Origin of the sequence: Micromonospora rosaria (genome assembly GCF_001567585.1) — a bacterium.
Lineage (GTDB): Bacteria > Actinomycetota > Actinomycetes > Mycobacteriales > Micromonosporaceae > Micromonospora > Micromonospora rosaria.
On record NZ_LRQV01000113.1, the window covers coordinates 1 to 23026 of the forward strand.

Here is a 23026-nt window from a genome sequence, read left to right on the forward strand (position 1 = left end):
CGCAGCCGGCGGCGACGGCGGGCGCGGTGCCCGCCCCGCGCGAGGAGGAGAAGCCGTGACCGGGACCGACGTCCTCGTCGAGGTACGCGACCTGAAGGTGCACTTCCCGATCAAGCGGGGGGTGCTCTTCGACCGGACGGTCGGACACGTGAAAGCCGTCGACGGGGTCGACCTGACCATCGTCCGTGGCCGGACGTACGGCCTGGTCGGCGAGTCCGGCTGCGGCAAGTCCACGCTCGGCCGGGCCCTGCTCCAGCTCACCCCGCCCACCAGCGGTGCGGTCACCTTCGACGGTACCGACCTGACCCGCCTGCCGGCCGGGAAGCTGCGCGCGATGCGCCGCCGGATGCAGATGATCTTCCAGGACCCGATGTCGAGCCTGGACCCCCGGCAGAACGTCGAGTCGATCCTGACCGAGGGCCTGCACACCCACGGCATCGGCGGCAACCGGGACGAGCGCCGCCAGATCATCGGCGAGACCCTGGACAAGGTGGGGCTGCCCCGGTGGGCGCTGTCCCGCTACCCGCACGAGTTCTCCGGTGGCCAGCGGCAGCGCATCGGCATCGCCCGCGCCCTGGTGCTCGGGCCGGACCTGATCGTCGCCGACGAGCCGGTCTCCGCGCTGGACGTGTCGATCCAGGCGCAGGTGGTGAACCTGCTCGACGAACTCCAGGACAGCCTCGGGCTGACCTACCTGGTGATCGCGCACGACCTGGCCGTGGTCCGGCACATCTCCGACACGGTCGGCGTGATGTACCTGGGCGCGCTGGTCGAGGAGGCGCCGAGCGACCGGCTCTACACCGAGCCGCTGCACCCGTACACCCGGGCGCTGATGTCGGCGGTGCCGGTGCCGGACCCGGACGTGGAGGACCGCCGGGAGCGCATCCTGCTCGCCGGGGACCTGCCCTCACCGGCGAACCCGCCGTCCGGCTGCCGGTTCCACACCCGCTGCCCGTGGGCCCAGCCGACCCGCTGCGCCGACGAGCGGCCGGCGCTGCGCGAGATCGGCGACAGCCGGGTGGCCTGCCACTGGGCGGAACGGATCGCCAGTGGCGAACTCCGCCCGCACGAGGTCCGCCCCCAGCTCACCCGCCCCGAGGGCGAGGGCGAGGACCCGTCCGTGGTCTCCGCCCCCACCGAACCCGGCTCGTACGTCTGACCGGCGGTGGCCGTCGGCCCGCCCGCCGGGGCGGGCCGGTCAGCCTTCCGGGCGGTCGAGCAGGCCGACGGCCACGGCGTGTACCGCGTCCAGCGCGGCCGGGTCGGCCAGCGGGGCGCTGCCGCCGGTCACCGCGTACCACTCGTCGGCGTCCTTGTACTGCACCCGGACGGTGACCCGGCCGTCGGCGTACTCGGTGCGCAGGGTCAGCTCGCCGGTGACCACCCCGACCTCGTCGGTCATCACCCCACCCGGGCCGGGCACGATGTCGGTGCTCCGGCTCGGCCCGATGGCGTCGGCGGAGCCCTCCGGGGCGGCCGGGCCGCCGGGTGGCGCGGCGCCGCTGCCGGTGGCCGCCGCCGCGTCGTCACCACCGGCGTCCGGCATCTCCTCCGGTGCCGGTGAGCCCCCGGCGCCGGTCGTGGCCTGTTCCCCCATCAGCAGCCTTTCAGCATGTCGGTCAGGGCATCCTTCTCCGCACTGGTCACCGAGAGTTCCCAGTGGTGCTTGACCTCAATCCAGTGCCCGGCGTACGTGCACCAGTATGACTGATTTGACGGCTTCCACTGGGACGGATCCTGGTCCCCCTTGGAACGGTTGGAACTGGCGGAGACCGCGAACAACTGCGGCCGGTCCAGGTCGTTGGCGAAGTCCCCGCGCTTCGAGTCGTCCCACTCGTCGGCCCCGGAACGCCACGCGTTGGCCAACGGCACCATGTGGTCGATGTCCACCTGGGAAGGGTCGGTGAAGCTCCGGCCGTCGTAGACGCTCTCCCAGCTACCACCCACCACGTTGCAGTCGGAGAGCTCGATGTTGCTGCCGTCGCGCTGGAGCACGGTGTCCCGGACGTCGCAGTTCTTGCCGGTCTTGCGCCAGTGCGGGAAGCGGTTGCGGCTGTAGCCCTTCATCGTGCCGGCGCTGGCCACGGTCAACTCGCCGAGCATCGTCGTGGCGTTGCCACCACCGCCGGCCGGTGTCGACGGGCCGGCTCCCGGCTCCTCCAGTTCGACGCAGCCGCTCAGGGCGAGCAGCACGCTCGCCGCGACGGCCACCACCACACGGGATCCTGATCTGTTGCGCACGGACGACACCTCTTCAGCTTGCCGGGCTTGTGGCGAACCCGCACAGTACCCGGCGCGTGATTCACCGCCGGAGTTGGCGATCCGTCCCGCGTGGCCGGAGCGCGACGTGGGGTACTTTCGGCGTTTCCCGTCGTCGGGCCGCCCGGCCCGGCCAGATTGGTACCCATGACCCGATCCGCGCCCGCGCTGCGCCTCGCCGAACCCGCCGGCCGGGGCACGCTGCTCGCGGCGGTGCTCGCCTCCGGGATGGTCTTCCTGGACAGCACCGTCGTCAACGTCGCGCTGCCCCGGCTCGGCGCGGACCTCGGCGCGACCGTCGCCGATCTGCAATGGACGATCAACGGGTACCTGCTGGTGCTCGCCGCCTTCGTGCTGCTGGGCGGGGCCCTCGGCGACCGGTTCGGCCGGCGGCGGATCTTCCTGCTCGGGGTGGTCTCGTTCAGTGTCGCCTCGGTCGCCTGCGGCCTCGCCCAGGGCACCGGCTGGCTCATCGTCGCCCGCTTCGTCCAGGGGGCCGGGGGCGCGTTGCTCACCCCGGGCTCGCTCTCCGTGCTCCAGGCCAGCTTCCACCCCGACGACCGGGGGAAGGCGATCGGCGCCTGGTCCGGGTTGGCCGGGGTCTCCACCGCCCTCGGCCCGCTGATCGGCGGCTGGCTGATCGACTCGCTGTCCTGGCGGTGGATCTTCTTCATCAACCTGCCGGTGGCGGTGCTCGTGATCCTCGCCGCGCTGCGCTGGGTGCCGGAGAGCCGGGACGAGAACGTGTCCCGGGCCGGTGGCCGGGGGGCCCGGCACCGGCGGTTCGACGTCACCGGCGCGGTGCTCGGCGCGCTGGCCCTGGGCGGGGTGACGTACGCCCTGATCGACGCCCCGGTCCGCGGCTTCGCCTCGTGGACGATCCTGGGGTCGGTACTGGTCGGCGTCCTCGCCGCCGGGGCCTTCGTGGTGGTGGAACGGCGGCGGGGCGACGCGGCGATGCTGCCCACCGGGCTGTTCCACAGCCGGCTCTTCTCGGCGCTGAACGTCTTCACCGTGGTGGTGTACGCCGCGCTCGGCGGGTTCACCTTCTTCCTCGCCGTCTACCTGCAGAACGTGGTGGGCTGGTCGGCCCTGCTGACCGGGCTGTCGACCCTGCCGCTGACCGTGCTGCTGCTGGTCGGCTCGCCCAAGGCGGGGGCGTTGTCGCAGCGGATCGGCCCCCGGCTGCCGCTGACCGTCGGGCCGGTGATCGCGGCGGTCGGGCTGCTCCTGCTGCGCCAGGTCCGGCCCGGCGCCTCGTACTGGACGGATGTGCTGCCCGGGGTGACCCTCTTCGGAGCCGGGCTGATGCTGGTCGTCGCGCCGCTGACCGCCTCGGTGCTCGCCGCCGTGGCCGACCGGTACGCGGGGGTGGCGAGCGGGTTCAACAACGCCGCCGCCCGCGCCGGGGGCCTGCTCGCGGTGGCCGCGCTACCGCTGCTGGTCGGCCTGCGGGGCACCGGGTACGACCAGCGCGCCGAGCTGACCACCGCCTACCGGGGGGCGCTGCTCTGGTGCGCCGCCCTGCTCCTGGCCGGCGCCCTCCTGGCCGCCCTCCTCGTCCACCGTCCCCCCGCCGCGAAGGAAGGGCCCCCTCTTAACACTCAGCGGTGAGAGGGGAACCCTTCTCTACCGTATGCGTTAAGAGGGGGCCCTTCCTTACACCTCAGGCGTGGGCGCGGTTGACGGCGCTGGTGACCGCCTTCACCGAGGCGGTGACGATGTTCGCGTCGGTGCCGACGCCCCAGACGGTACGGCCGTCCACCTCGCACTCGACGTACGCGGCGGCGTGCGCGTCCCCGCCGGAGGAGAGCGCGTGCTCGTGGTAGTCGAGCACCCGTACCGCCACGCCGACCGCCTGCAGCGCGTTGACGTACGCGTCGATCGGGCCGTTGCCGACGGCGGTGAGCGAGCGGCGCTCGCCACCCACCCCGACCTCGGCGCTGATCTCCACCTTCCCCTCGGCGGTGCCGATGGTGTAGTCGGCCAGCGCGACGGTGGGGGAGACCTGGTGGTCGACCAGGTAGTTGCGGGCGAAGATGTCCCACATGGTGCCCGGGTCGACCTCGCCGCCGGCGTGGTCGGTGACCTGCTGGACCACCCCGGAGAACTCGATCTGGAGCCGGCGCGGCAGGTCGAGCTGGTGCTCGGTCTTCATGATGTACGCGACGCCGCCCTTGCCGGACTGCGAGTTGACCCGGATCACCGCCTCGTAGCTGCGGCCCAGGTCCTTCGGGTCGATCGGCAGGTACGGCACCGCCCAGGTGACGTCGTCCACCGGCGTGCCGGCCGCCGCCGCGTCGGCGTTCAGCGCGGCGAAGCCCTTGTTGATGGCGTCCTGGTGGGAGCCGGAGAAGGCGGTGTAGACCAGGTCACCGGCGTACGGGTGCCGCTCGTGCACGGGGAGCTGGTTGCAGTACTCGACGGCCCGCTTGATCTCGTCGATGTCGGAGAAGTCGATCTGCGGGTCGACGCCCTGGGAGAACAGGTTCAGCCCGAGGGTGACCAGGTCGACGTTGCCGGTGCGCTCGCCGTTGCCGAACAGGCAGCCCTCGATCCGGTCCGCGCCGGCCAGCAGGCCCAGCTCGGCGGCGGCCACGCCGGTGCCCCGGTCGTTGTGCGGGTGCAGGCTCAGCACCAGGCTCTCCCGCCGGGGCAGGTGCCGGTGCATCCACTCGATCGAGTCGGCGTACAGGTTGGGGGTGGCCATCTCGACGGTGGCCGGCAGGTTGATGATCAGCTTGCGGTCCGGGGTGGGGTCGATGACCTCGATGACCTTGGAGCAGACCTCCAGCGCGTACTCCAGCTCGGTGCCGGTGTACGACTCCGGGGAGTACTCGTAGTGGATCTCGGTGTCCGGGGTGTGGATCTCGGCGTACTTCTGGCACAGCCGGGCCCCGGTGGTGGCGATGTCGGTGATCCCGTCCCGGTCCAGGCCGAAGACCACCCGCCGCTGGAGCGTGGAGGTGGAGTTGTAGAAGTGCACGATCGCCCGGCGCGCGCCGCGCAGCGACTCGAAGGTGCGCTCGATCAGGTGCTCGCGGCACTGGGTGAGCACCTGGATGGTGACGTCTTCGGGGATCAGGTCCTGCTCGATGAGCTGCCGGACGAAGTCGAAGTCGGTCTGGCTGGCCGACGGAAACCCGATCTCGATCTCCTTGTACCCCATCTGCACCAGGAGCTGGAACATCCGGCGCTTGCGCTCGGGGGACATCGGGTCGATCAGGGCCTGGTTGCCGTCGCGCAGGTCGACCGCGCACCAGCGGGGCGCGACCTCCGTGCGTCGGGTCGGCCACTGCCGGTCCGGCAGGTCGATCCGGAACTGCTGGTGGTACGGCTGGTACCGGGTGTACGGCATCCGGCTGGGGCGCTGCCGGGCGATGGGATCGGTGCCGGCGTGCGCGGCGGTCGGATCGGTGTCGGCGTGGCTGGCGGACTGAGCCATGGTGGAACGCTCCTGGTGAAGATCATGTGACGTCAGCGTCGATGGTTCGGCACGGGTGCCGAGGGCGGGGACGTGGGCGGCCCCGCGAGGACGGATCGGCTGGTCGGCGCGCGTCAACTCCGCGACGAGGTGCCGGCCGGTGAGGCCTCGCCGCGGCAACGAAGGAGGAGGCTCGCCTGCCACATGACAGTCGTGACCCTACGTGATCGGGATGGGCTCCGGTAGTCCGGTCCGGAATTTGGGACGCTTATCCCATTCGGCGTCTTCGGTGCGGTGGCCCGGCAGCTCAGCGCAGCAGGAGGTCGTCGAGGGGGTGCCGGCGACGCAGCGCCGTCTCCCGGCAGAGCAGGTCCTCGGGGAGGCTGAACGGGTCACCCAACCGGCCGACCGCCACCACCGCGTGCGGCCGTACCCCGTCCGGTAGCTCCAGGTCGGCGACCAGCCCGGCGTGGTCGACGTCGACGAGTTGGTGGACGTAGAGCCCGAGCGCGGTCGCCTGCACGGTCAGGTGGGCCACCGCCTGCCCGAGGTCGTACGGGCCGGCCGGCGGGTCGGTGAGGTGGGCGGCGAGCAGCAGTACGGCGGCGTGCCGGGCCCACCGCTGGTCCCGGGCGGGCAGGTTGGCGAGGATCCGTTTGCACGTCTCGTCGTCGCGCCACCCCACCGCGAACCGCCAGGGCTGCGCGTTCCCGTGGGACGGGGCCCAGCGGGCGGCCTCCAGCAGCGAGGAGACCTCGGCGCCGGAGAGTTCCGCCACCGGGTCGAACGCCCGGGGGCTCCAGCGGACGGCGAGCAGCGGTGTGAGGTCGGCCATGCCACCGAGCCTCCCCTATGCCGCATTTCAGGCGCAAAACGGGCAGGACGGATGTGAAGAAAACCACCCGTAACGCCCAGAAGGGTCAAGACGTTCCCGTGCCCCCGAGCACGGGGGTGACCGTCGAGCCCGCCTCCGGTCCCGCCACCGCCAACGGCTCCCCGTCGGTGACCGGGCCGGCCAACTGCACCGTGGCCGGCGCCGGGCCGGGCGGACCGGCCAGCGTCAACGTGCCGGTGGCGGTCCGTACCGCGGTGAGCGTCCCGTCCCGGTCGTAGCAGTAGATCCCCACGTCGAGCGGCGGGGACAGGGCCGCCGTGGTCGACTCGACCGAGAAGCACGCGCCGCTCGTCCCGGCGGCCCCGTCCGGTGGCCGCGCCGGTGAGACCGCCAGCGGCGCCCGCCGGTCGGTGAGCACCGCCAGCCAGTCGGTGAACGGGTGCTGCACCCGGGGATCGAGCCGGTACGGCACCGTGCCGTTCCGGTCGCCGAGGCGGACGCAGCCCGCCGCCCGCCCGGCCGACGGCAGGACGCACTGGTACAGCCCGTCCGTGGTGGCGGTGAGCGAGACGTCCACGGTGCCGCCCAGCGCCCCGCCGGCGACGTCCACCCGCCAGGTGCCGTCGTCGGCGCTGGTCACCACGACCACCCGGTCCGGCAGTCCCGGGCTGCGCAACGTGTACCGGGCGGTGAGGTGCCGGTCCTGGGCCGCCGCCGCCAGCGCGGCCAACTCGTCGCGGGCCGCGTCCAACCCCTGCGGGGTCGGCGCCGGGGACGGGGGCGGTGGGGCCGGTGGCCGGTCGGACGCGCAACCGGCGACCCCGAGCGACAGCACCAGGGCCAGCGACAGCACCGGGGCCAGCGACAGCACCGGCGCCAGCGGCAGCAGCGCGGCCAGCGGACCGGTCATCCGGCGTTCCGGGGACAGACGGGCGGACACCGGCCCATTCTGCGGCCCGGCCCCGGCGCGGTGGGCCCCGGCCCGGCCCCGACGCCCCGGCGTGTCGCGCGGGTCACGTCGTCCCGCGGATCCCCCGGTCGGCGCGGCGTTTCCGCCGGCCGGAGGCGGTCCGCCCGCCGGCTGTCCGGGCCGGATGGTGGGATCACCCGACCCGGCGTCGCAGGCCGCCCGATACCCTGATGGCGTCCGACCCACGCCGCCGGTCCAACTCCCGGCGGCGTCGGCACGCTCAGGGACGCACGCTCAGGGACGCTGGGAGGGAGAGCACCGTCGTGGCACTCGTGGTGCAGAAGTACGGCGGGTCCTCCGTCGCCAATGCGGAGCGGATCAAGCGGGTGGCGGAGCGGATCGTGGCCGCCCGCAAGGCCGGCGACGACGTCGTGGTGGTGGTCTCCGCCATGGGCGACACCACCGACGAACTGCTCGACCTGGCCAACCAGGTCAGCCCGCTGCCGCCCGGCCGCGAGCTGGACATGCTGCTCACCGCCGGGGAGCGGATCTCCATGGCGCTGCTCGCCATGGCCATCCACAACCTGGGGTACGAGGCGCGGTCGTTCACCGGCTCACAGGCCGGCGTGATCACCACCTCGGTGCACGGCCGGGCCCGGATCATCGACGTCACGCCGGGGCGGCTCAAGGGCGCCCTGGACGAGGGCGCGGTGGTCATCGTCGCCGGCTTCCAGGGCGTCTCGCAGGACACCAAGGACGTCACCACCCTGGGTCGGGGCGGTTCGGACACCACCGCCGTGGCGCTCGCCGCGGCGCTGCACGCCGACGTCTGCGAGATCTACACCGACGTGGACGGCGTCTTCACCGCCGACCCGCGGATCGTGCCCAACGCCCGGCACATCAAGCACATCACCTACGAGGAGATGCTGGAACTGGCGGCCTGCGGCGCGAAGGTGCTGCACCTGCGCAGCGTGGAGTACGCGCGCCGGGCGGGGTTGCCGATCCACGTCCGTTCGTCATACTCGACCAACACCGGCACGATGGTCACCGGATCGATGGAGGACCTTCCTGTGGAGCAAGCACTGATCACCGGGGTCGCCCACGACCGCAGCGAGGCGAAGATCACGATTGTCGGGGTGCCGGACGAGCCGGGCGCCGCCGCGCAGATCTTCGACACCGTCGCCGGTGCCGAGATCAACATCGACATGATCGTGCAGAACGTCTCGACCGAGGGCACCGGGCGCACCGACATCTCGTTCACCCTGCCCAAGGCCGACGGCCCCACCGCGATGGCCGCGCTGAGCAAGATCCAGGAGCAGGTCAAGTTCAAGGGCCTGCTCTACGACGACCACGTCGGCAAGGTGTCGCTGATCGGCGCCGGGATGCGGTCGCACCCGGGCGTCGCGGCCGGCTTCTTCGCCGCCCTCGGCACCGCCGGGGTGAACATCGAGATGATCTCCACCTCGGAGATCCGGGTCTCCGTGGTCTGCCGGGACACCGACCTCGACAAGGCCGTCCGCGCCATCCACGAGGCCTTCGACCTGGGTGGCGACACCGAGGCCGTGGTGTACGCGGGGACCGGGCGGTAACCGACGGTGCGGGCGCTGCCCACCCTGGCCGTGGTCGGGGCGACCGGTGCCGTCGGTACCGTGATGTGCCAACTGCTCTCCGCCCGCCGCAACGTGTGGGGCGAGATCCGGCTTTTCGCCTCCGAACGCTCGGTCGGCCGGCGGGTGCGCTGCCGGGGCGAGGAGTTGACCGTCCAGGCCCTCACCCCGGAGGCCTTCGACGGCGTCGACGTGGCGATGTTCGACGTGCCGGACGAGGTCTCCGCCGAGTGGGCCCCGATCGCCGTGGCCCGGGGCGCGGTGGTGGTGGACAACTCCGCCGCGTTCCGGATGGACCGGGACGTCCCGCTGGTGGTGCCCGAGGTCAACCCGGATCAGGTACGCCACCGGCCCCGGGGCATCCTCGCCAACGGCACCTGCACCACCCTCGCGATGATCGTGGCGATCGCCCCGCTGCACCGCGAGTACGGGCTGCGTGAGCTGGTCCTCGCGTCGTACCAGGCGGCGTCCGGGGCCGGGCAGGTCGGGGCGGACGCCCTGCACGCCCAACTCGGCAAGGTCGCCGGGGACCGGATGCTCGGCGCCCGTCCCGGTGACGTCCGGCAGGCGGTCGGCGACGAACTGGGCCCGTTCCCCGCCCCGCTGGCGCTCAACGTGGTGCCCTGGGCCGGTGGCCTCGCCGACGACGGCTGGTCCTCCGACGAGGTCGAACTGCGCAACGAGACCCGCAAGATCCTCGGCCTGCCCGACCTGAAGGTCTCCGCCACCTGCGTCCGGGTACCGGTGGTGACCGGTCACTCGGTGGCGGTGCACGCCGTCTTCGCCACCGAGGTCGACGCCGAGGAGGCCCGCGAGGTGCTCCGCAACGCCCCCGGCGTGATCATGGTGGACGACCCCGCCACCGGCGAGTTCCCGATGCCGATCGACGCGGTCGGCACCGACCCCACGTGGGTCGGGCGGCTCCGCCGCGCCCTGGACGACCCGCGCGCCCTCGACTTCTTCATCACCGGCGACAACCTGCGCAAGGGCGCCGCCCTCAACACCACCCAGATCGCCGAACTGGTAGCCAAAGAACTGACCCCCCGCTGACCTGCGTCCTCTCCGCGCCCCTGGCCCCGCCCCGCCCCGCCCTCGCGCGATCTTGCACTTTGCGCCCTTCTTATGTTCCATATGCACCCTTTGCGCGGGCGGCAACTGCAAGATCGCGGGTGCAGGGGTGCAGGGGTGCAGGGGTGCAGGGGTGCAGGGGTGCAGGGGTGCAGGGGTGGGTCAGGTGGCCGGGGCGAGGTGGACGGCGTCGCGGCCGGTGCGTTTGACGGTGTAGAGGGCCTGGTCGGCGCGGCGGAGCGTGGCCTCGGGAGACTCGCGGGGCTCGGCGACCGCGACCCCGACGCTGATCGTCTGACCGGTACGGCGGGCCGCCTCGGCCAACCGTTCACCGATCCGGACCGCCTCGGCGGGACGGTTGACCTCGATCACCGCCACGAACTCGTCGCCGCCGACCCGGAACAGCTCGTCGCCCTGGCGCAGGGCGTCCTGCAGGGCGCGGGCCAGTCCGACCAGCAGCCGGTCACCGGCCTGGTGGCCGTACGTGTCGTTGACGCTCTTGAAGCCGTCCACGTCGATCGCCAGCAGGGCGGTACGGCCCGGGGTGGCGGTGGCGATCCGCTGGCCGAACGGGCCGGTGTGCCGCAGCCCGGTCAGCGGGTCGGAGTTGGCCTGCTCGGAGAGTTGGGCCAGGGTACGGAGCCGGTCCAGGCAGGTCCACGCCTGCCCGGCGAGCAGCTCCATCAGGCTGACCGTGGTGGGGTCGGGGCTGAGCAGCCGCTCGTCGGCGACCAGCAGCACGCCACCGGTGTCCGGCGGGCCGACCGGCACCACGACCAGGGTGCGTACCCCGGCGCGGGCCAGCGGCGCGTAGTCCACGGTCGGCGGGTGCCCCGCCTCGCCCAGCGTGTACGCCGCGCCGTGGCGGTGCGCCCGGCCGATCATCCGGCCGAGCGCCGGCGTACCCGCCTCGGCCAGCTCGGCGCGGAGGCGGTGCTCCAGCTCGCCCGGGGTACGGGTGGGCGCGCCGAGCCGGGGCCCGTCCCGGCCGCCGAGGACCAGGACGGCCGCGGCGAGGGTGGAGACGTCCCGGGCCGCGCCGATCGCCGCGGTCATCAGCTCCCAGTCGGTCTGCGCGGCGGTCATCGCGGCGGCGTGCCGGAGCAGTTTCTCGCTGCGGCTCTCCGCCGGTGGGCCGCCCAGCGCCACGATCCGGGCGCCGAGCCGGTTGGCCAGCCGCTCGGCGGTCTCCCGCCACGGGCCCAGCTCCACCGGGTCCGACCATTGGAGGTCGAGCACGCCGATCGGCCGGCCCGCCGGGTCGAGCACCGGTACGCAGATCTCGGCCGTCACGTCCGGGCGCAGCGGCAGGTAGTCGGGGTCGTCGGCGACCTGCGCGACGGTGGCCCCGACCCCGGAGGCGTAGACCCGGCCGACGATGCCGGCCTTCGGCGGCACGGTGGAGAAGACGTGCCAGGAGCCGGTGGCCGCGATGCAGCGGAGCCGGTCGTGCACCTGGAGCAGGACGGAGATGGTGGCCGGGGCGTACCGGGCGAGCGCGTCGACGGTCCACTGGCACGCCTCGACGGCGGTCGACGCCATCGGCAGGCGGACCGTGACGTCACGGATGACCCGGTTGTGATCCAATCGCACGTCGTTCCAGGTAGAGGGGTGCCCGGCGGGGGTGCCGGGCCAGGTCAAGGGTACTCAGCGCCGGGCGGTCGCCCTCCGTCGTACACATGTTCTATCCACAGGCTGTGGACGGGCGGCCGGGCCGGTCGCGGCGGGTCCGTCCGGCGGGCGGCTGGCCGGTCGGGGCCGGGCCGGCGGGACGGGCGTGTCCCCCGGCGGTCCGGGTCGCAGGGCTGGCCCCGACCGACCGGGGTCGGGGGCTGAACCGTCGGTGCGGCGATCTACACGGCGGCGGGACGCCGACCGTTCGTGCCGGTCGGCTCGACGTTCGGTGACCTCCTGATCAGCCCGGCAGGTCCAGTTGTCGACGCGGGCGCGGCACGGTCCACAAGAGACGACACACGTCGGTAACCTCAGTCGCCCACGCCTCGGGCGTGGGACGTACCGGCCGGGCAGTGGCCGGTCGTCAGTCATCATCCGTGGGGGAATCGCGTGAGGAAGTTGCTGGGCTTCGCCCTGGCCACCGCCGTCGGGATCGGGGCGGCGGTGGCCGCCGCCGGACCGGCCCAGGCCGCCCCGCCGGCCATCGAGATCACCAGGGTGTACGTCAACGCGCCGGGCACCGACACCCGGGCGAACAAGAGCGTGAACGGTGAGTACGTCAAGCTGACCAACCGGCGCTCCAGCACCATCAGCCTGAAGTCCTGGACGGTCCGGGACAAGGCCAACCACGTCCACAAGTTCGGTGACGTCAAGCTCAAGCCCAAGGCCAGCCTCTACCTGCACAGTGGGAAGGGCACGAACACCTCGACCAAGCGGTACTGGGGTTCCGGCTGGCACATCTGGAACAACACCGGGGACACCGCGTACCTGCGCAACTCCTCCGGGAAGCTGATCGACTCCTGCTCCTGGGGCAAGGTCAGCAGCTACAGGAACTGCTGAGGTACCCGCTCTTCGGCGCCGGCCCCGGTCCCGGGGGTCGGCGCCGAAGGCGCGTCCGGGCCCGTGCTCGGGGACGGGTCAGCGGTCCCGGTTCGGGTGCCGGCGGCCGAAGGCCGAGTAGAGGTTCATCAGGATGATCACCGCGCCGAGCCCGGCCCAGGCGTACGGGAACCAGCCCATCCGCTCGTCGAGGCCGAGGAACGCGACCGACGGTACCCCGGGTCGTCCAGGGTCATCCCAGGTCGGAGCGGTCGGGCTCGAAGGTGGCGGCCAGGTGGAACCGGTCCACGCCGAGGAGGCGTACCCCGGGCATGCGCTGGACCCGGTCCCAGAGCGGCCCCCGCCCGACGCTGCCCCCGCCGGCCGCCAGCGCGGCGGGGTGCGCCTCGACGGAACTCCACTCGGCGTAGTTGAGCACCTGAGTACCGTCCGTGCTGACGTGGAAGAAGCCGCCGATGCCACCCGCCGCCGGGTCGCTGGCGTCGAGGGCGGCGAGCACGGCGTCCACCCAGGCCCGCGCGTGGATCTCGTCCTCGGTCTGGACCCGTACCGTGACCAGCGCGCCGGGCCGGGGCGCCGGCTGCGCCCGCCGACCCCGGTAGAGCCGGTACCGGATCAGCTCCAGCCGTTCGATGCCCGGCACCGCCGCGTCGATGTGGTCCACCCGCGGCTGTCGGCTGTCGGCGACGAAGCCCTGGTACGCGGCCCCGTCCCGCCAGAGGGTGTAGTGCCGGAGGGTGTCCCCGTCGGTACCCGGAAAGACGCTGTACGACAGCAGCCCGGCCGGCCCCGGCCGGTCGGCGTACGCCTCGACGATCGCGTCCACCGTCGCCTGTTGCCGCTGCGGGGTGCCCACCCGCCAGACACTGGCGAGGATCAGCCCGGCATCCGGCCGGGCGGGGTCCGGCCAGGCGTCGGTGCGCCGCATCGTCGGCGGGTCCGGCCGCTGTGGCTGGTGGGACGGTGTGCTGCTCATCGCTGCTCCCCGGGAGTGACGGAGGGTGACCCGGTCGACGCTAGGCGCTCAACCGTGGTTGAGGTCAAACCCGTCGATCCGGGGAGCGGGACACCGAGATCCGGGGGACCAGCCGGAACGGTGCGGCGGGCGCGCCGGGTCGACCGGTCGGCCGCGTCGGGCCGACCGGTGGGGCGCGGCGGGTCAGCCGGTGGGGCGTGTCAAGTCCACCGGTGGGGCGCGGCGGGTCAGCCGGCGCGGGTCAGCCGGGCGGTCTCGGTGCCCTGGCCGTCGACCAGGACCAGCACCCCGTCGGCCAGGCCGACCCGCCGGGCGCCGTCGAGCCAACTCGCCACCGGCACGTTCGCGCAGCCGATCAGGGTGGTCGGCCCGGTGACGGCGAGGAACGCGCCCGCCGGCCCGAGCACCCAGCGGCCGGCCTGGCCGTTGCAGCCGTCCGAGCCGCGCCACTCACCGTCGGCGCGCAGCTCGACGTACGCCGCCCGGGGACCACCCCGGGCCCCGCTGGCCGGCACCCACCGGCCCAGCACGCCGTCCCGACCGGGTACGACGAGCGCCTCCGGGAGCCGGGCGGCCGGGTCCAGTCGCCGCCGCGCCTCGTCGGTCACCACCGGCGGCTCGGTGTCGGCCGGGGGGAGGTACGGCCCGGCGGTGGGCCGGGCACCGGGCTGGAGCCGGGCCACCACCTGCTCCTGCTCGTCGACGAGGACCCGGGCGTCGCCGTCGCTGCGGAAGCCGGTGGCCCGGGACAGCCACCCGGGGGTGACCGGGTCCGCGCCGGTGCAGCCCCGGTCGCCGTCGAGGCTGCTGAGGTACGCGACGAAGAGCCCGTCGGCGTGCGCCCGCCACTGGCCGCGCCGGACGCAGTCCGCGACGAGGGTCAGGCCGTCCGGGGCGAGCCGCAGGACGCTGCCGTCGGCCCCCGCGACCCCGGCCACGGTCCACGACCCGATCAGCCCGGTCGGCTCGCCGATTGCCCACCCGACCGGGCCGCCGGGTGGCGCGTCACCGGGCGCGTCCTCGCCACCACCCGTACTGAGGCAGCCGGTGAGCAGCAGCCCCAGCACGGCCAGCACGCCCACGATCCGTGCGCTGGGTCGCATCCTGTCCTCCGATCCCCGTGTTCACCACCGCTTGGACGCCGTACCGGCACCGACGGTTCCCGGCCGACCCCGCTGGGTGAGTCGTCGACCGTGCCGGGCGGGTCCGCAGACCGTGCCCGGCGGGCCGGGGCGGTCAGCGGTCGGGGCTGTCGGCGGCGGCCATCACCCGCAGGGCGTTGGCGTCCAGGCCGATCCGGATCGGCGTGCGACCGCACAACTCGCCGTCCACCTCGACCCGCGCCGGTCGGTCGGTCTCCACCCACAGCTCGCCGACGGCCAGGAACGGATCGTCACCGAGGGTGCGCCGGTGGCCGGTCACCGCGTTGCGCGCCGTCTCGCGGAGCAGGCCGCGCCGGGTCGGGCCACCCACCGGGTACGCGACCAGCAGCCGGTCGTCGGCGTCGGCGTCGGCGGTGATCGGCCGCCCGGCCTGGAACCCACCGTTGGCCACGAAGAGCTGGTGGGTGACGAACTCGTACTCCTGACCGGCCGCGCGCACGGTGGCCCGCATCGGGCGGTGCCGGGACAGCAGGGCCAGGGCGGTCGCCGGGTACGCGAGCCGCCCGGTGGCCCGCTTCAGCCGGTGCGGGGTGTGCCGCATGATGTCGGCCGAGAGCCCGATGCCGACGTGGTTGGCGAAGGGCATGTCACCGGCGAGCCCCAGGTCGACGTCGATGACCTTTCCGTCGGTGAGCACGTCGACCGCCCCGTCCAGGTCGATCGGCACCCCGACGGTCCGGGCGAAGTTGTTGGTGGTGCCCAGCGGCAGCAGGCCCAACGCCATGTCGGCGTGGGCGAGCAGCCGGGCGGCGGCGCTGAGCGTACCGTCGCCACCGCCCGCGACCAGGAGGTCCGGCCCCAGGTCGACCGCCGCCGCGAGACTGCGTTCCAGCTCGCCCGGCCGGTCCACCGGGTACGTGCCGAGCAGGTCGAAGCCGGCTGCCAGCAGCCGTGACCGGGCCTGCTCGTAGAGCCGGCGACCGCGCCGGGACCGGGCGTTGATGACCAGTGCCGCCCGTCGGTGCCGCCGGATCGCCGCGCTCAGCTCGTGCTTGGTCCGCATGGCCTCCGACCCTAGCGGGGAGAGGTGAAAACCCGGTTCGGGCCGGTGGTCCACCATCGGTCGCGGGGCGGCCCGTCGTCGGATACCCGTCCGTGGTGGCGTGCCCTTGGTCACGGCGTCACCGGACGTACCGGCTACGAGCACGTTAAATGTCCTTCCGCCCGGCGGAAAACGCCAGCCGGTTGTCACCCCCTCGTGGGATCGTGTCGGGTGGCCGTGGGGCCGTGGGGGCCGGCGCCCCGGCGGAACGGGGCCGACGACCGAACAGGAAACGGGCAGCCGCGCACGGTGTGGTGCGCGGCCCAGCGGCGTTTCCCGTCGCCTGATCAGGAGAATCCGTGAGCAGTCAACCCGTGGCAGTGTCGGACCGGCTCGACGCTGCCGTACTCAAGGTCGCCGGGGTCGTCGTCCTCGGCGCGATCATGTCGATCCTCGACGTGACCGTGGTCAGCGTGGCGCTGCCCACCTTCCAGTCCGATTTCGACGCCTCGTACGCCCAGGTCGCCTGGACGATGACCGGTTACACGTTGGCACTGGCCACGGTGATCCCGCTGACCGGCTGGGCGGCGGACCGGTTCGGCACGAAACGGCTCTACATGGCCGCGCTGGTGCTCTTCACCCTCGGCTCCGGCCTCTGCGCCACCGCCGACTCGATCGGCCAGCTCATCACGTACCGGGTGTTGCAGGGGCTCGGCGGCGGCATGCTGATGCCGCTCGGCATGACCATCATGACCCGGGCGGCCGGCCCGGAGCGGATCGGCCGGTTGATGGCCGTCCTGGGTATCCCGATGCTGCTCGGCCCGATCGGCGGCCCGATCCTCGGCGGCTGGCTGATCGACATCGCGAGCTGGCACTGGATCTTCCTGATCAACCTGCCGATCGGCGTCGCCTCGCTGGTCTACGCGCAGAAGGCGCTGCCGAAGGACGCCCCGGAGCCGTCCGAGTCGTTCGACTTCGTCGGCATGCTGATGCTCTCCCCGGGCCTGGCCCTCTTCCTGTACGGCGTCTCCACGCTGCCCGAGACCGGCACCTTCGCCGACACCAAGGTCTGGCTGCCGATGCTCGTCGGCGGGCTGCTGGTCGTCGGCTTCGTGCTCTACTCGTTCAAGCCGAAGCACCCGCTGCTCGACCTGCGCCTGCTGCGCAGCCGCAACCTCACCGTGGCGTCGGTGACGCTGGCCGTCTTCACGGTCGCGTTCATGGGCGCCGGCCTGCTCTTCCCGAGCTACTTCCTCCAGGTACGCGGTGAGTCGACGCTCGACGCCGGCCTGCTGATGGCCCCGCAGGGCATCGGCGCGATGGTCACCATGCCGATCGCCGGGATGCTGGCCGACAAGATCCCGGTCGGCCGGACCGTACCCTTCGCCATCGCCCTGATGGCGGCCGGTTTCTTCGCCTTCACCCAGGTCGGCACCGACACGTCGTACCTGCTGCTGTGCGGGGCGCTGTTCGTGATGGGGCTCGGCATGGGCGGCACGATGATGCCGATCATGACCTCGGCGCTGAAGACGCTCACCAACCACGAGGTGGCCCGGGGCACCACCCTGCTGAACATCCTCCAGCAGGTGGCCGGCGCGGTCGGTGCGGCGATCATGTCGGTGATCCTGACCAACGAGCTGAACGGCTCGCCGGCCATCCCCGGCATGGTCGACCCGCGCACCGGCGCACCGGTCACCGAGGCCGGCCTGGCGATCGCCGTCGAGCGCGATCCGGCGCTGGCCCAGCAGCTCCCGGTGGAGCCGGGCCTGCTGCAACGGGGCCTGGAGTTCGTGGCCGACTCGTTCGCCACGACGTTCCTGGTCGCCTTCGTGCTCATCCTGGTGACCTTCGTGCCGGCCTTCCTGCTGCCCCGCAAGCGCCAGGAGTCCCACCTGCTCGACGACGAGGCGGGCGGCGACGGCGAGCGCCCGGCCGCCCCGGTGCTCATCCACTGACCCACCCGCACCCACCAACGGGGTACGCGCCTGCCGCGCGTACCCCGTTCGTCCACGCGGTGTCGAGCGTCACGTGACGTCCGGGGACACGGGCCCCCGGCACGCTGGGAGACCACACCAACAACGAAGCTGCGCTCCGCCCGAGCGGATCATCCTCGCTGGGGTGTGGTCAGGGCGGTGACGGCTGCCTCGACCAAATCGGTGTCGACCGGGTCGGCGGTGGCGAGGTGCTGGAGGGTGACGCCGTCCAGCAGGGCGACGACACTCCGGGCGGCCTCGTCGCCGACGAACGGCGTGAGCACCAGCCGGAGCCGGTCCACCCAGGCGCGGGCGAGCCCCCGCAACTCGGGGTCGCGGGCGGCGGCGAGGTAGGACTCTTACTCGGTGAGCGCCCGTCCCCAGTCGGCGAGGTACCCGCAGACCAGGCGGGTGAGCCGGGCCGGCAGGTCGGTGCCGTCGCCCAGGTGCTCGGCCCAGGTGCCCAGTTCGGCGTCGAGGTCCGCGTGAGCCTGGGCCAGCGCGGCGGCCACTAGATCGGCCAGGGTGGGAAGCCGCTGCGTCCGCTGCAACTGGGTGATCCGGAGAGAGATGCTCACTTGCAGTTGGATCGCCGCTATCGGCAGCAGAGGGCAGGCCGCATGCCGGGGCGAAGCTACTGCTGATGCGGCGGCTGGGGTCGCAGGCGGGTGCATGAGGGGGTGGCGTATAGCAGGTGGCGTACAGCAGTAGGGGTTGGGTGCGCGGATCGGAGATTGCTACCGGCTTTGGTGCGTTGACACTCATCTAATTATCCGCAAGGATGGATGTAGGTCCTATTGGGACGGACGGATTTCCTTCGGCGGATCGAGGAGACTCTTCATGGCACGAGCAGGCCGGTTTGCAGTGGGAGCGGCAGTGCTGGCGGGGGCCGTCTTGGTTGCGCCTCTCGTCACAATCAGTCCCGCCTTGGCGCACGCCCCCTGCGGCACGACGGGGTCCAACAAAGACAACTCTGGCACCAGCAAGACCATAAAGGCTGCGGATGGGGCGCGACAGCGCAGTGGATCGAGCACCTCCTGCGCGATTAACGGTATCGCATACCCGTCCCACACGGTGGACTACTATTGCTACACTTACGCCAACGACGGCCATTATTGGACCTACCTCCGCAACGTCACTACGGGGGTCATGGGATGGGTCCGACACGATCTTCTCACTGACGACGGAGCCGATTACGGCTGCTAGTGCCTCAGTTCTGAACATTGATCGTGCAGCGCCGGGAACGCCGCCGGATCGGCCGGGAGGAACTCGCCCACGAGCTGTGTTCGGGGGTGGCGGCATGACCCAGCCCACCGCACCCCGCGCTGGTACTCGCCCGCCGAGGTCGCCGTCCTGCTCGGCTTCGGCCTGTCCAAGGTCAAGATGAAGATCGCCACCGGCGAGCTGCGCTCCGTCAAGGACGGCAAGTACCGCCGCGTCCTGCCCGAGTGGGTCGACGAGTACGTCCGCGACCAGGTCGAGCGGCAGGAGGCCGCCTGATGCCCGGACGTACCCGCGCCAACGGCGAAGGCTCGATCTTCCCGTACCGCACCGGCTTCGCCGCGTACGTCTGGGTCACCAAGCCCGACGGGAAGCGGACCCGCAAGTACGTCTACGGCCAGACCCGGGAGATCGTCCACGACAAGTGGATCAAGCTGCACCAGCAGGCCAAGGCCGGGCCGGTCGCCACCCGGGTACCAACCCTCGGCGACTACCTGACCTACTGGCACCGGGAGGTGGTGCGCCCCAACCTCGCGCCGCTGACCTGCGCCACCTACGAGACGATCCTCCGGCTGTACGTGATACCCGGCCTCGGCGGGAAGCGGCTCGACCGGCTCCAGGTGCGCGACGTGCAGACCTGGATCAACGAGGTGTCCCGCACCTGCCAGTGCTGCGCCCAGGGCAAGGACGCCCGTTGCCCGGAACTCAGGCGGCGCTGCTGTGCGCTCGGCCGGTGCTGCGGCGACACGCCGTCCCCCCGGACCGTCAAGGACATCCGGGGCGTGCTGCGCTCCGCGCTCAACCACGCGGCCACCGAGGAGCTGGTCACCCGCAACGCCGCCGCCCTGGTCAAGCTCCCACCGGTCCGCCGCCGCAAGGGCCGGGCGTGGACCAGTGACGAGGCCCGTCGCTTCCTGGAGTCCGCGCGGGCCGACCGCGATCCGTTGTACGCCGCGTACGTGCTGATCCTGGTCCTCGGCCTGCGCAAGGGTGAGGTGCTCGGCCTTACCGGGGATGCCGTGGACCTGGCGGCGGGGGAGCTGTCGATCGGCTGGCAGTTGCAGCGGGTCGGCGGCCAACTGCTGCACCGGGAGACCAAGACGCAGACCTCGGACGCCACGCTGCCGCTGCCGGACATCTGCGCGGCGGCACTCGACCTGCGCCAGCAGGCGAGGAAGAACGACCGCGACCAGGCCGGGATCGCCTGGCAGGGGTCGTCGCTGCTGTTCACCACCCGCTACGGAACTCCCGTCGAGCCGCGCAACTTCAACCGATCCTGGGACGCCCGATGCGCCCGTGCCGGGGTCCGGAAGATCACCGTGCACGACGCCCGGCGTACCTGTGCCACCCTGCTCGTCGACCTGGACGTGCACCCGCGCGTGATCATGCAGGTGCTCCGGCACGCGGAGGTGTCGGTCACAATGGAGATCTACTCGCAGGCGTCCTCGGACGCCACCCGCGACGCCCTCAAGCGCCTGGGCGAGAGCCTGCGGTGACCGCCGCTGCTGTACCCGACTGCTGTACAGAAGCACTAGAGGGCACATCCATCGATCGGATGTGCCCTCGTACCTCTGTCGGGGTGGCCGGATTCGAACCGACGACCTCTTCGTCCCGAACGAATGATCATGGCGGGTTGACTAGGCCGGAAAGTGTTACTGAGCTGGGTAGATAGTCTGCTGTCGTTCGCTTGTGTCCGCTGGCGTACGGGCAGGTTGTCACTCAGTTGGTCACGCAGTCGCCGCGCATCAATCGATGCCTACTGCTGGTGCGCTTCGTTGCTATGCGTTACCGCGCGACTGCCCGCGCTGCAATAGCCGCCGCAACCTCGTCCGGTTTGACCACTGCCGTGTTGAAGGCTAGATCGGCAAACGAGATGGATTCTGTTTCGTCCCACGCGCTCAGCCTTAGATTGTCGTCGCCTGTGTTGCGCTCTGCTATTCGAATTGCAGCTACGTTACGGGGGCACCACAGTGAAACAACAAGCCACTCAATTGACGGCACAGAGAGTCTAACTGCGTCAATTGCGGCAACCTGCCCAAGGTGAAGAACCGGCAGCCCTTTACTTGCCGATTCAATCAACCCGGATCGGTCTATCCCGTACCGGGAGCGATAGCGCTCATTTTCCCAGATCAGCTCGCCATGTCGTCGCAATTCTTCGAAATGGCGACTTGAGACCATCCTGTATCCGTCGGTTCTTCCTGCTCCGGCCTTTACGCGAGGAAAGAGAAGGAAGCCTTGTTGCATCGCGACCAGTTCGCGCGTTACGGTGTCCTTTCCTGATGCCGGCGGTCCGTAGAGCATCACGCCTCTAGTCATGACTCCGAAGCTTCCGTGCCTAGGATTTCTTGCACAAGCTCTCGCGCTTGGGTCTGCAACGGAATGCCTGATGAGCAGTTGTCGATCAGGATGTGGGGGAAATCGGGCCGGAACTCTACGTTTATCCTGCTCAGATAGCCTGCCCAGTCTGCCAGTTTTGCTGCATCACGGGCCGCTCCTCGGTGACGGATATAGGTATGCATGGTGCTCGCGTCGCAGTACACCCATACGATCGTAGTAGCGGCTCCCATATCCGAAAACGTTGCTTTAACTCGCTCAAGCCATGCCTGATCCCTGAACTCAGCCAGGAATGGAGCGGTAATGATGGCGCTATTTCCGCACGATACGTTCTCGTTTGCCGCCGACATGAGGGACTCGTATTCGCGCGGCCTCATGAGAGAGATGTAGTCTTCTGACTCTCGGTCATTGGGGGATAATCCCATGATTTCAAGGGCCGCCTCAAGGACTGGCCTCGTTAGGGTGTCTTTATCGAGAATGGGCCAACCTGTTTCGCGCGCAACGATTCTGCCTAGCTCGGTTTTCCCGCTGCCGGCAAAACCCCCCACGATGAGTACGCGCGGTGTGCGTAGCCGAATTTCTTTCCGGCCGCCCTGATCGGGTGCTGTGACAACCCTCTTGGACCGAGATTTGCTGGAAACTAGCCCTTCTTCGGCTAGCACCCGCATGGCTTCACTGATGGTGAAAACGCTCACGCCCCACAGCTTGGCCAGCTCCCGAGTTGTTGGTAGCACCTCTCCATCTCGAAGAATGCCGGATTCGATGTCATTCCGGATGTTTCGGGCTACCTGCTGATGAAGTGCCTCAGGTCTGTCAAGCCGTGGCTCTGACTCGGGCATGGCGCTCCCCTTCTGCAACGTGAACGCTGCGAGCCTACCAGCGGCATACCAGATGATAGGTCGCTGCCGGCTTGTTTGCCCTGCTCAAGGCCGTCTTTGCCCATAACAGTTGACCCGGCACGATACCAGTTGTTAGGTTGCCTGTGTCACAGCCGGTCGGTCACCGGGGAAGGCAGCACTTCGCGGTGCTGCACGCCTACGAACCGCCGTGCACCTGTTCATTGAGAACTTCACAGCAGAAGCGCCGCGTGGACCTGGTCTGCGGCATCCCTGCCTTGAGCCACACGGTGGCCGACCTTGGTCGATCCCAAGCGAGCGGGGCGAGTGGGCTGGTCTGGCGCGCGGTTGAGCTTCTGCCTCCTGTTCTTGCGCACCCCTGGGTGCGGCCGTTCGTGGTCGCACCCAGGGGCCATCAACTACCGGAGGTTTTCCCGTGAGGCACCACCTTGCCCCCGTCGCCGTCGAGCCGACCGCCGCCGACCTGGCCGCGATCGACGTCGAGTGGCCGTTGATCGCGGCTGAGCTGGACGTGCTCGACGCTGAGATCACCCTGTTGTACGCCGAGGATCACGGCGGACCCTCGCCGCTGGACTGGCGCAGGTTGCGCCGGGCCGAAGCTCGTGTCATCCGTGCCGCTGCCGAGGTGGCCGCCCACCCGTACACCGACCCGGTTCGCGTGGCCTGATGCCGCGCGTCCGGGCCGCTTTCCACGATCCGGACGGCACGAAGTTCGGTATCCCCACGTTCTGGTGGCAGGGTGCCCCCTCCGGCTACGCCACCCGCCGTCAACTCCGCGCCGCCGGCCTACGCCCCGGTGGTCAGCCGATTGCCGCGCAGGTCATGTGGCGCGGTGTTGGTGGCAACCGCGTCGCGTACCTGTACCGGGTTGACCTGGCCCGGCCGAAGCGCACCGCCACCCCC

22 protein-coding genes and 1 pseudogene are annotated in these 23026 nt (G+C 71.2%); 10 read left to right on the plus strand and 13 right to left on the minus strand.

Annotated features, from left to right (window positions below):
- The first annotated feature begins 55 nt into the window (after window positions 1–55).
- Window positions 56–1159: an ABC transporter ATP-binding protein gene (locus AWW66_RS24125; protein WP_067370810.1), complete on the plus strand. Its 1104-nt coding sequence runs from the start codon at window positions 56–58 to the stop codon at window positions 1157–1159.
- A gap of 39 nt (window positions 1160–1198) precedes the next feature.
- Here AWW66_RS24125 and AWW66_RS24130 read toward each other — a convergent pair whose 3' ends face one another.
- On the minus strand, window positions 1199–1597 hold the full coding sequence (locus AWW66_RS24130) for a hypothetical protein (protein ID WP_067370811.1): 399 nt from the start codon (window positions 1595–1597) through the stop codon (window positions 1199–1201).
- A complete protein-coding gene (locus tag AWW66_RS24135) occupies window positions 1597–2241 on the minus strand; it encodes an HNH endonuclease family protein (RefSeq protein ID WP_067370813.1) in 645 nt (214 codons plus the stop codon). Before AWW66_RS24135 ends, AWW66_RS24130 begins: the two co-directional genes overlap by 1 nt.
- Window positions 2242–2406: 165 nt before the next feature.
- On the opposite strand from AWW66_RS24135, the gene AWW66_RS24140 reads away from it, so the two are divergent.
- On the plus strand, window positions 2407–3873 hold the full coding sequence (locus tag AWW66_RS24140; RefSeq protein WP_067370815.1) for a DHA2 family efflux MFS transporter permease subunit: 1467 nt from the start codon (window positions 2407–2409) through the stop codon (window positions 3871–3873).
- Between the two features lie 52 nt (window positions 3874–3925).
- Here the strand turns inward: AWW66_RS24140 and leuA are convergent, their stop codons facing one another.
- The 3 genes from leuA to AWW66_RS24155 all read right to left on the minus strand — a co-directional run bounded on the left by leuA (window position 3926) and on the right by AWW66_RS24155 (window position 7458).
- Window positions 3926–5704 carry a 2-isopropylmalate synthase gene (gene leuA, locus AWW66_RS24145; protein ID WP_067370817.1) on the minus strand — a complete coding sequence of 593 codons (1779 nt, stop codon included), beginning with the start codon at window positions 5702–5704 and terminating at the stop codon, window positions 3926–3928.
- Window positions 5705–5990: 286 nt separating this feature from the next.
- On the minus strand, window positions 5991–6518 hold the full coding sequence (locus AWW66_RS24150) for a nitroreductase family protein (RefSeq protein WP_067370819.1): 528 nt from the start codon (window positions 6516–6518) through the stop codon (window positions 5991–5993).
- Between the two features lie 85 nt (window positions 6519–6603).
- Entirely contained in the window at window positions 6604–7458 is an 855-nt protein-coding gene (locus AWW66_RS24155; RefSeq protein WP_245648466.1) for a hypothetical protein, read from the minus strand.
- 293 nt (window positions 7459–7751) lie between these two features.
- Between AWW66_RS24155 and AWW66_RS24160 the strand changes: the two genes are divergently transcribed.
- Both AWW66_RS24160 and AWW66_RS24165 read left to right on the plus strand, forming a co-directional pair.
- Window positions 7752–9017 carry an aspartate kinase gene (locus AWW66_RS24160; protein ID WP_067370821.1) on the plus strand — a complete coding sequence of 422 codons (1266 nt, stop codon included), beginning with the start codon at window positions 7752–7754 and terminating at the stop codon, window positions 9015–9017.
- 6 nt (window positions 9018–9023) lie between these two features.
- Window positions 9024–10085 carry an aspartate-semialdehyde dehydrogenase gene (locus AWW66_RS24165; RefSeq protein ID WP_067370823.1) on the plus strand — a complete coding sequence of 354 codons (1062 nt, stop codon included), beginning with the start codon at window positions 9024–9026 and terminating at the stop codon, window positions 10083–10085.
- A 180-nt stretch (window positions 10086–10265) separates the two neighbouring features.
- Here the strand turns inward: AWW66_RS24165 and AWW66_RS24170 are convergent, their stop codons facing one another.
- A complete protein-coding gene (locus AWW66_RS24170) occupies window positions 10266–11690 on the minus strand; it encodes a GGDEF domain-containing protein (RefSeq protein WP_067370824.1) in 1425 nt (474 codons plus the stop codon).
- Window positions 11691–12167: 477 nt separating this feature from the next.
- Here AWW66_RS24170 and AWW66_RS24175 point away from each other — a divergent pair, with 477 nt between their 5' ends.
- Complete coding sequence (locus tag AWW66_RS24175; protein ID WP_157527808.1) at window positions 12168–12617, plus strand: lamin tail domain-containing protein; 450 nt, start codon at window positions 12168–12170, stop codon at window positions 12615–12617.
- A gap of 232 nt (window positions 12618–12849) precedes the next feature.
- Here the strand turns inward: AWW66_RS24175 and AWW66_RS24180 are convergent, their stop codons facing one another.
- The 3 genes from AWW66_RS24180 to AWW66_RS24190 form a co-directional block, all read right to left on the minus strand.
- Window positions 12850–13593: an antibiotic biosynthesis monooxygenase gene (locus AWW66_RS24180; RefSeq protein WP_211272082.1), complete on the minus strand. Its 744-nt coding sequence runs from the start codon at window positions 13591–13593 to the stop codon at window positions 12850–12852.
- 227 nt (window positions 13594–13820) lie between these two features.
- Window positions 13821–14696 (minus strand): META domain-containing protein, encoded by an 876-nt coding sequence (locus tag AWW66_RS24185; RefSeq protein ID WP_157527811.1) that lies wholly within the window; start codon window positions 14694–14696, stop codon window positions 13821–13823.
- Between the two features lie 133 nt (window positions 14697–14829).
- On the minus strand, window positions 14830–15759 hold the full coding sequence (locus AWW66_RS24190; protein WP_067370830.1) for a diacylglycerol/lipid kinase family protein: 930 nt from the start codon (window positions 15757–15759) through the stop codon (window positions 14830–14832).
- Window positions 15760–16097: 338 nt separating this feature from the next.
- Between AWW66_RS24190 and AWW66_RS24195 the strand changes: the two genes are divergently transcribed.
- Window positions 16098–17693, plus strand: coding sequence for a DHA2 family efflux MFS transporter permease subunit (locus tag AWW66_RS24195; protein WP_067370832.1), 1596 nt, complete (start codon window positions 16098–16100; stop codon window positions 17691–17693).
- A 149-nt stretch (window positions 17694–17842) separates the two neighbouring features.
- On the opposite strand, the pseudogene AWW66_RS24200 reads toward AWW66_RS24195, so the two are convergent.
- Together AWW66_RS24200 and AWW66_RS33960 are read right to left on the minus strand one after the other, a co-directional pair.
- A pseudogene (locus AWW66_RS24200) lies at window positions 17843–18058 on the minus strand (TetR/AcrR family transcriptional regulator); the annotation flags it as partial.
- Between the two features lie 12 nt (window positions 18059–18070).
- A complete protein-coding gene (locus AWW66_RS33960) occupies window positions 18071–18289 on the minus strand; it encodes a hypothetical protein (RefSeq protein WP_157527814.1) in 219 nt (72 codons plus the stop codon).
- A gap of 775 nt (window positions 18290–19064) precedes the next feature.
- On the opposite strand from AWW66_RS33960, the gene AWW66_RS32995 reads away from it, so the two are divergent.
- On the plus strand, window positions 19065–19211 hold the full coding sequence (locus tag AWW66_RS32995; protein WP_083978865.1) for a hypothetical protein: 147 nt from the start codon (window positions 19065–19067) through the stop codon (window positions 19209–19211).
- Window positions 19211–20428 carry a tyrosine-type recombinase/integrase gene (locus AWW66_RS24205; protein ID WP_067370837.1) on the plus strand — a complete coding sequence of 406 codons (1218 nt, stop codon included), beginning with the start codon at window positions 19211–19213 and terminating at the stop codon, window positions 20426–20428. Before AWW66_RS32995 ends, AWW66_RS24205 begins: the two co-directional genes overlap by 1 nt.
- Window positions 20429–20717: 289 nt before the next feature.
- Here the strand turns inward: AWW66_RS24205 and AWW66_RS33000 are convergent, their stop codons facing one another.
- Both AWW66_RS33000 and AWW66_RS33005 read right to left on the minus strand, forming a co-directional pair.
- Entirely contained in the window at window positions 20718–21233 is a 516-nt protein-coding gene (locus AWW66_RS33000) for a kinase (protein ID WP_396890544.1), read from the minus strand.
- An 11-nt stretch (window positions 21234–21244) separates the two neighbouring features.
- The gene (locus tag AWW66_RS33005) at window positions 21245–22105 is read right to left on the minus strand and encodes a GntR family transcriptional regulator (RefSeq protein WP_083978869.1); all 861 of its coding nucleotides are present in this window, start codon (window positions 22103–22105) and stop codon (window positions 21245–21247) included.
- Between the two features lie 433 nt (window positions 22106–22538).
- On the opposite strand from AWW66_RS33005, the gene AWW66_RS24210 reads away from it, so the two are divergent.
- Together AWW66_RS24210 and AWW66_RS33010 are read left to right on the plus strand one after the other, a co-directional pair.
- Window positions 22539–22790, plus strand: coding sequence for a DUF6284 family protein (locus tag AWW66_RS24210; RefSeq protein WP_067370839.1), 252 nt, complete (start codon window positions 22539–22541; stop codon window positions 22788–22790).
- Window positions 22790–23026 (plus strand): RRQRL motif-containing zinc-binding protein (locus tag AWW66_RS33010; RefSeq protein ID WP_281179625.1); only part of this gene is annotated, 237 nt, incomplete at its 3' end. The genes AWW66_RS24210 and AWW66_RS33010, both read left to right, overlap by 1 nt.